The 6,689-nt window shown below is 65.2% G+C and carries 4 protein-coding genes; 1 reads left to right on the top strand and 3 read right to left on the bottom strand.

The genetic code is table 11. The annotated features are described in order from the left end of the window. Positions 1-683 precede the first annotated feature (683 nt). The 3 genes from VPH47_RS04480 to VPH47_RS04470 form a co-directional block, all read right to left on the bottom strand. Positions 684-2,402, bottom strand: coding sequence for a thiamine pyrophosphate-dependent enzyme (locus tag VPH47_RS04480; RefSeq protein ID WP_164162043.1), 1,719 nt, complete (start codon positions 2,400-2,402; stop codon positions 684-686). A gap of 132 nt (positions 2,403-2,534) precedes the next feature. Next, positions 2,535-3,392, bottom strand: coding sequence for an SH3 domain-containing protein (locus VPH47_RS04475; RefSeq protein WP_368850216.1), 858 nt, complete (start codon positions 3,390-3,392; stop codon positions 2,535-2,537). Between the two features lie 35 nt (positions 3,393-3,427). Continuing rightward, the gene (locus VPH47_RS04470) at positions 3,428-3,910 is read right to left on the bottom strand and encodes a DUF3574 domain-containing protein (RefSeq protein ID WP_075676432.1); all 483 of its coding nucleotides are present in this window, start codon (positions 3,908-3,910) and stop codon (positions 3,428-3,430) included. Between the two features lie 214 nt (positions 3,911-4,124). Between VPH47_RS04470 and VPH47_RS04465 the strand changes: the two genes are divergently transcribed. Continuing rightward, the gene (locus VPH47_RS04465) at positions 4,125-6,560 is read left to right on the top strand and encodes a TonB-dependent receptor plug domain-containing protein (RefSeq protein ID WP_368850215.1); all 2,436 of its coding nucleotides are present in this window, start codon (positions 4,125-4,127) and stop codon (positions 6,558-6,560) included. The last annotated feature ends 129 nt before the right edge of the window (positions 6,561-6,689 follow it).

Here is a 6,689-nt window from a genome sequence, read left to right as displayed (position 1 = left end):
CCCTCTACAACGACAAGGCGAACCGCCTCATCCCTCATGCCCTGAGTGATCTGTTTTGCCATGGGTCTACCTCGATGCTTGAGATTGATCCTATCGAGTGTCCAAGTTGATTAGACCACCGCAACCCATCCCTGGGGGCTCGATGGCGCCATCCATGGCGCCAACGGTCCTGCGCAGCCCATCCCGACCGGCCCCTGACAGTTTCCTGCGCGTGCCAGCCACGGAAGAGAATCAAAAAATCGAAAGATCAAAAGCAAAAGCGGGTCGCTTCGCGCTGAGCCGAGCATGGCTCGGCCCTACAGAAGATCATTTCGATCGTTCTTCCGTTATCCACATATGGCGTGGATCCACCGTGTCGACCAAGGTCGACACCCACCAGTGCAATATGCCGTTCCGACAGATCGCAGGAAACTGTCGAAGGCGGGGTGGGTCCGGTTGCGGGGGTGTCCGCGGCATGGATGCCGCGGCCAAGCCCCCAGGGGTGAGGGCGCTTTGCTTGCGAAGCACTGCTTCGCAAGCGCCCGAACGCACAGCCGCCAGCGGCTGGGCCGGTCTGGGGGTTTACGGCGTCCCCCGCAACCGGATCCACCTCGCCTACCCACGCCAAACCTGCTTTTGACCTTGCTTCGGCGGTTGCCGTGGTTTCGGCGGGTGCAGGGCGCAGCCCTGCATCGACCAACCCCCTACTTCTTCAGGAAGTTGTCCACCAGCAGATGCTTCACATCATCGAAGCGGCCGTTCAACACCGCCTTGGCCGCATACAGCGCGGTACCAGCCACCTGCTTGGCCTCGATCTGCGGCGGCATCACCAGTTCAGCGCGGCTGGTATGCACATCCAGCAGCGCCGGGCCGCGCTGCGCCAGGAAGTCCTGCACCGCCTCCTCCAGGTCCTCGCTGCGGGTGACCGTGCGGCCATGGAAGCCGATCACCTCGGCCAGGCGGCCGAAGTCCGGGTTCTTCAGGTCGGTGTAGTTGTCCAGCAGGCCTTCCACCTTCTGCTCCAGCTCGACGAAGTTCAGCGAGCCGTTGTTGAACACCACCACCTTGATCGGCAGGTTTTCCTGCACTGCGGTCAGCAGGTCGCCCAGCAGCATCGCCAGGCCGCCATCGCCGGACAGCGAGATCACCTGCCGGCCCGGGAACGCCTTCTGCAGGCCCAGTGCCTGTGGCATCGCATTGGCCATCGTGCCGTGCAGCAGGCTGGTCAGCGTGCGGCGGCGTCCGTTGACGCGGATGTGGCGCAACACCCACACCATCGGCGAGCCACCGTCGGCAGTGAACAGCGCATCATCGGTGGCATGTTTCGACAGCAGCGCGGTCAGGTGCTGCGGGTGGATCAACTCACCTTCGCCCGGCTGTTCTTCCTGCTCGCGCTTCTTCAGCGCCTTGTCACGGCGCTCGACGCATTCGTCCAGGAAGCTGCTGTCCTCGCGCGGCGGCAACATCGGCAGCAAGGCGTCCAGCGTCGGTGCGATATCGCCGACCACGCCGAGGCTCACCGGATGGCGGCGGCCGAGATGACTGCCATCGCGGTCGACCTGGATGATAGTCGCCTTGTCGGGGTAGAACTGGCCCCAGGCGAAGTCGGCGCCGAGCAGCAGCAGCGTGTCGCATTCCATCAGCGTGTGGAAGCCGGATTCGATGCCGAAGATGCCGGTCATGCCCATGTTGTACGGGTTGTCCGGCTCGACGAAGTCCTTGGCACGCGAGGTGTGCGCGATCGGGGCCTGCAGGCGCCGGGCCAGTTCCAGCAGCTGCGTGTGTGCGCCCTGGCAACCAGCACCAGCGTAGACACCAATGCGCTTGCCCTGCCCCAACAGTTCAGCGATGCGCTGCAGCTCGGCCTCCGACGGGCGCAGCACCGGTTGGGTGTAATGCACGGAGAACGGCACATCGTGCTTCACCTCGGCCTGGCTGATATCGGCGGGCAGGATCACCACCGCCACGCCACGGCGGCTGATCGCCGCCTGGCAGGCCAGCGTGACCACACGTCGCGCCTGTTCGGCACTGTGCACCTGCTCGCAGAACACCGAACAACTGGCGTACACCGCCTTGAAGTCCACTTCCTGCGGGAATTCCATGCCCAGCTCACTGGTCACCACCTGGCTGGCGATCAGCACCATCGGCGCGCGGTTGCGGTTGCTCTCGAACACGCCATTGATGAAATGCAGGCTGCCTGGCCCGCACGAACCGGCACAGGCGGTCAGCTCGCCACTTACCAGCGAATCGGCACCGGCGGCGAATGCGGCCACTTCCTCATGCCGTACGTGCACCCAGGCGATGTCACTGCCATGCATCGCATCGGTCACATGGTTGAGCGTATCGCCCACGATGCCGTAGCAACGGCGGACACCGGCCTGCTGTAGGGCGTCCACCACGATTTCGGCCACGCGCTTGCTCATCGGATACATCCTCGAACGGGGGAACATCCGAGGCTAGACCTGATGAAGTGATGCTTCCGCAAAAAAAGGGGACGGAGGGAATTAAGTCGTATGTGCCGCAAACGACTTAATTCCCTCCGTCCCCTTTTTTCTTCAATCGCTGACGTTGATCCAGCCCACCACCGCGCCGCTTTTTGGATTGAGAAACCGCAGCTTCACCCAGCCGTCCTGTTCATCCAGCATCTCCACGTGGTCGCCCTGCACCAGGTAGCGTTTGGTGCTGGATGCGCCGGGCCGATCGAACAGGAACAACCGCGCTGGCACCACGGTGGCCTGCTGGCCACGTAGCGGCCCGTCGGGCGGTGCGCCCAGGCCATCGGCGATGGCGGTCTCCAGCACGCGACCGGTGGGATCATTGGTGCGCCAGACCGCCAGCGGACCCTGCTCGTCGGTCTGTTCCCATTGCAACGCGGCGTTCACCGTGTCGCCCAGCATCAGCACACTCTCGCTGCGGTAGAGGTAGAGCGTCGCGCCCGAGAACCGGTACTGGTCGGCGTACCACATCGGGCCACTGCGGCAGCTGCTGGTCAGGGTTCGAGTGGCAGCATCCACGCTCAACCCCATCAGGTCACCGCAGCTGTCCTTGCCATGGGTGTCCGCCTGCAGCGCGCGGAACCCGGCACTGGCGGGATCGAAGCGGTACACCGCCACCGCTTCGTTGACCATGCCCACCGAGGCACGCGCAACCAGTTCCGGGTAGCCATCGAAATCGACGTCTTCCAGCGACCAGCGCGAATTGCCATCGGCGTCCGCCGCACCCGCCAGCGTCTGGCGCTTGCCCGACGGTGACAGCTGCACCGCGATGCTGCCGTCCTGCTGCGGATCGGCATGCGCCTGCACATGCGCGGCCACTTGGAACCGCAGCGTTTCGCTGTCGTCCTCACGTGCCTGCGCCGACGGTGCCAGCACACCTGCCAATACCAGGCCCAGCAGGCATTCCCTGTAGTTCATCATCGCTCCTGCGGCACCGCGGTGGCACCTTCAGCTCAGAACGATACCTCGACCGGCTGCCGCGACCACAGCACCGATTGATGCTTGGTCTGCTGCTTCCACGCCAGGCGGATCGCTTCGATATCAGCACGGCGCTGCGGGGTGTCCTCGTGCAGCACCACCAGCACCTTGGTGCGCAGGCGGTTGGGCGAGGCATCACCGCGGAACAGCCACTGGCCGTAGGCATCGAATACGGTCAGGCCATCCGGGAAGCGCGGGGTCACTTCCTTGTCCAGGAAGGTGCGCCACTGCGTCTCGCTGATGGTGTCGGCCTGCGGGCGGTTGCCGGCCCCCTGCTCTTCGCCCACGCCGAAGTACAGCTCGCTGCGCACCCAGCCGTGGCCGGCGGACGGGCGTGCGGCATCACCCTTCAGTTCGGCGGTGGTGGCCGTGGCATAGGCGCTGGGCGCCTGCGAGGACAGGCTGGCGCAGCCACTGGTGGCCAGCAGCACGGCGAAGACGAGGCCAAGGTGTTTCATCGGTACAGCTCCGGGGAAGGGGGACAAGGCGAGCCGGCAGCGTACAGCGCCACTGGCCCGGCGTGCTGATGCCAACAGGGCATCAGCTCATGCCGGACCGGCAGGGGCTTGCATCGGCACCGGTCATCACGCGAAGATAATATATCGCTTCATCCGGATGGATGTAAGTGAAACCATCTCCCCCTTCCCCGTCGTCGTAGTTGCTGGAGCCCCCATGTCCGTCCGCCTGCCCGCGTCGCCGCTCGGCCTCGCCATCGCCCTCGCGCTTTCCTCCGCCGCCGTCCCGGCCCTGGCCCAGGACGCCACCAACCTCGACACCGTGATCGTCACCGGCACCCGTGCGGCTGACCGCACGGTGCTCGAATCCACCTCGCCAGTGGATGTGCTGACCGCCGAGGACATCCGCAAGGCCGGCGTGGTCAACGGGGAACTGGGCAGCGCGCTGCAGGCGCTGCTGCCATCGTTCAATTTCCCGCGCCAGTCCAACTCCGGCGGCGCCGACCACGTGCGCGCCGCTCAGCTGCGTGGCCTGTCGCCGGACCAGGTGCTGGTACTGGTCAATGGCAAGCGTCGCCACCACACCGCGCTGGTCAACACCGACAGCAAGATCGGCAAGGGCACCACGCCGGTCGACTTCAATTCGATCCCGGTCAGCGCGATCAAGCGCATCGAAGTGCTGCGTGATGGCGCCGGCGCGCTGTATGGCTCGGATGCGGTGGCCGGCGTGATCAACGTGATCCTCGACAACGGCGGCGACGGCGGTGAGATCGAGGCCAGCTACGGTGCCAACCACACCGACCTCAAGCCGATCGGCCGCACCCTCACCGACGGCCAGACCGGCAACATCAGCGCCAAGGTCGGCACCTCGCTGGGCGAGGACGGCGGCTTCCTGCGCGTCGGCCTGGAATACAAGCACCGCAACGGCACCAACCGCGCCGGCTTCGACCAGATTCCGCCGTGGGACCAGACCCCGGGCAACCTGGCGCTGCAGGGCAAGCGCAACTACGTGCTGGGCGATGGCAAGAGCAAGGACATCAACCTGTGGCTGAATACCGAGATTCCGGTGGGCCAGACGTCGACGTTCTACGCGTTCGGCACCTTCAACCAGCGTGATACCGAAGGCGCGAACTACTTCCGCTATCCCGATGGCGATGCCAACTGGAAGCAGGTGTATCCGAACGGTTACCGGCCGATCTCCGAAGGCGAGAACCGCGACGTGCAGGCGGTGGCCGGCGTGCGCGGCCAGTGGGGCGAGTGGAGCTACGACGGCAGCCTGGATTACGGCCAGAACGACTTCACCTACCGCCTGCGTGATTCGCTCAACGCGTCGCTGGGCCCGACCAGCCCGACCCGCTTCAAGACCGCCGACTACGAATACGCACAGACCGTGGGCAACCTCGACCTGAGTCGTGTGTTCACCCAGAGCGACAGCATCAGCCACACCCTGGGCCTGGGCGTGGAAGCACGCCACGAGCGCTACCAGACCCGTCCCGGCGACCCGGCCAGTTACGCCGCCGGCCCCTACACCGATCGCCCGACCGGCTCGCAGGCCGGTGGCGGCCTGACCCCGCAGGATGCGGCGCGCCTGTCGCGCGATGTGGCCAGCGCCTACGCCAGCCTGTCCAGCCAGTTCGGCGAGAAGTTCTCCACCGATCTGGCCGCGCGCTACGAGCACAACGACGACTTCGGCGGTGAACTGACCGGCAAACTCGGCCTGCGCTATGAGTTCACCCCGGCGTTCGCGTTGCGCGGCGCCATCTCCAACAACTTCCGTGCGCCGTCGCTGGCACAGATCGGCTACGAATCCACTTCAACCGGCTACAACGCTGGCGGCCAGCTGGTGCAGGGCCGCCTGTTGTCGGTCAACAATCCGATCTCACGTGGCCTGGGTGCGCAGAACCTGAAGCCGGAAAAGTCGATCAATACCTCGCTGGGCTTCACCAGCCGCATTGGCGAGCACTTCGACCTGTCGCTGGACTTCTTCCAGATCGACATCGATGACCGCATCGCGCTGTCGGAGAGCATCACTGGCGATGCACTGACCGACTACGTGGCCGCCAACTACGGCGTCAGCGGCCTGCAGAGCGCCAGCTTCTTCGTCAATGCCGCCGATACCCGCACCCGCGGCGCCGAGCTGGTCAGCAACTGGCGCCAGTCGCTGGGCGATGGCCAGCTGCTGCTGACCGGCACCTATGCCTACACCAAGACCACGCTGAAGAACGTGCTGGCCACGCCGGCACAGCTGCGTGCGCTGAACCCGGACTACGTACTGTTCGGTATCGAAGAAACCAACACCCTTACCGATGCCACGCCGCGCACGCGCGGCAGCTTCTCGGCCGCATGGAGCAACGACCACTGGTCGCTGAGCACCCGCGTGAACCGCTATGGCAGCGCCACACGCGTGTTCAACTTTGGTGATGGCTACATCCCGCGCCAGACCTACCAGGCCGAGTGGCAGCTGGATGCGGAAGTCGAGTACCGCATCACGCCGCAGTGGAGCGTGGCCATCGGCGGGCAGAACCTGACCGACAACTATCCGGATCGATCCAACAGCGATATCCACTACTTCGGCAATCTGCCGTACGACGTACTGTCGCCGATCGGCAGCAACGGCGCGTATTACTACGGCCGTGTCCGCTACACGTTCTGATTCACCCGTACGGTAGTGCCGGCCGCTGGCCGGCAACGTCACGGTCCATGGATGCACCCTGAGGTTGCCGGCCAGCGGCCGGCACTACCCTGATTCGTAGCCTGCCCTCGACCCCACGTACACGCCCAC

Source organism: Stenotrophomonas sp. WED208 (genome assembly GCF_040984485.1).
GTDB lineage: Bacteria > Pseudomonadota > Gammaproteobacteria > Xanthomonadales > Xanthomonadaceae > Stenotrophomonas > Stenotrophomonas riyadhensis.
Note: the sequence above shows the minus strand (reverse complement) of the source record. Positions and strands in the feature narration are given on the sequence as shown.

Excerpts from the sequence above, each read along its gene's own strand:
- VPH47_RS04480 (WP_164162043.1), bottom strand. The coding sequence starts at position 2,402 with ATGAGCAAGCGCGTGGCCGAAATCGTGGTGGACGCCCTACAGCAGGCC.
- VPH47_RS04475 (WP_368850216.1), bottom strand. The coding sequence starts at position 3,392 with ATGAACTACAGGGAATGCCTGCTGGGCCTGGTATTGGCAGGTGTGCTG.
- VPH47_RS04470 (WP_075676432.1), bottom strand. The coding sequence starts at position 3,910 with ATGAAACACCTTGGCCTCGTCTTCGCCGTGCTGCTGGCCACCAGTGGC.
- VPH47_RS04465 (WP_368850215.1), top strand. The coding sequence starts at position 4,125 with ATGTCCGTCCGCCTGCCCGCGTCGCCGCTCGGCCTCGCCATCGCCCTC.